1 protein-coding gene is annotated in these 1,133 nt (G+C 60.2%); it reads left to right on the top strand.

Features of this window, described 5'->3' with window-relative positions; translation table 11 throughout:
* Positions 1–1,066: zonular occludens toxin domain-containing protein (locus G467_RS17735; RefSeq protein WP_022970510.1), on the top strand; the 1,066-nt coding region annotated here is incomplete at its 5' end.
* Between the last annotated feature and the right edge of the window lie 67 nt (positions 1,067–1,133).

The raw sequence follows: 1,133 nt of genomic DNA, 5'->3' as shown, positions 1-1,133 counted from the left end.
TTCAATCCAGCAGCCTCGGCTTCACCAAGACCAGCAGCACATGATTACGATCATTACGGGTGTTCCCGGTGGCGGTAAGACCCTCAAGACGGTCGAACTGCTCGACAAGGAGCTAGACGCGGGCAGGGCGTGTTTCTCGAATATCGACGGCTTCATCGACGAGCGCTGCGGCATCTCGCCGGACGACTGGCGCGACACCCCGGAAGGCTCGTTTGTCGTCTATGACGAAGCGCAAAAAATCTTCCCCTCGACGGCCAAGGTGGGCGTTTCGGAAGACCCGCGCATCCGCGCCCTGGAAATGCATCGGCATACAGGGCACGACATCGTGCTGGTCACCCAAGACCCGGCGCTCATCCATTTGAACGTTCGCAAGCTGGTCGGTCGCCATATCCATCTCCACCGCTCTGCCGGCCTCAAGCGCGCTACCGTGTACACCTGGGATTTTTGCGTCACGTCGCCGAACTCGCGCACGGAGCAAAAGCGCGCCGACATCAATAACTGGTTCTTCCCAAAAAAGAAGTTCGATCGCTACCAGTCCGCGACCAAGCACACCCACAAATTCAGCCTCCCGTTCTGGCCGACTGTATTCCTCGCCCTAGGCGGTCTGCTCGGCGGCGTTTTCATCTACTCGACCTTCTTCCGCTCCGAGAGCTTCGCGGCTATCAAGCAAGGCATCGGTGCTCAGGCGGCACCGGCCGCAGCGCCAGACGCGCGCCAGCGCGGCCAAGCGCGGCCGGTGTCGCCCAACCCCGGCAACGAGTGGACGACCGCGGGAACCCTCCCAGCCGTCCGCGGCTGCGCGATCCTCACCAAGTCCTGCCGCTGCTGGGATGGGGAAGGGCACCAGTTGGATCTCAACCTGGGCCAATGCCTCACGCTGGCCAATTCGCCGCTTCCCATGGACTTCTCCGCTTACTTGAGTGCAGAGTCGAACAGCTCTGGCGCCGGACACCGACAGGATGTTCAATCCTCCGGTGTTGTAGTCCGCTCAGGCTCGCCCTTACCTCCTCGTGCACTCGAGGGTCCTAGCGAGTCAGAGGAGGATTTCGAGCCCGGACTAGAATAGATACTTCCAATGAGTAACTCAACGCATGAACACAGTCTCTCATAATGTTGAACTCGAAAAGCTTCTC

Source organism: Arenimonas oryziterrae DSM 21050 = YC6267 (assembly GCF_000420545.1).
Taxonomy (GTDB): domain Bacteria; phylum Pseudomonadota; class Gammaproteobacteria; order Xanthomonadales; family Xanthomonadaceae; genus Arenimonas; species Arenimonas oryziterrae.
The sequence above is the reverse complement of the archived record's forward strand: the minus strand, read 5'-3'. Positions and strand labels throughout refer to the sequence as shown.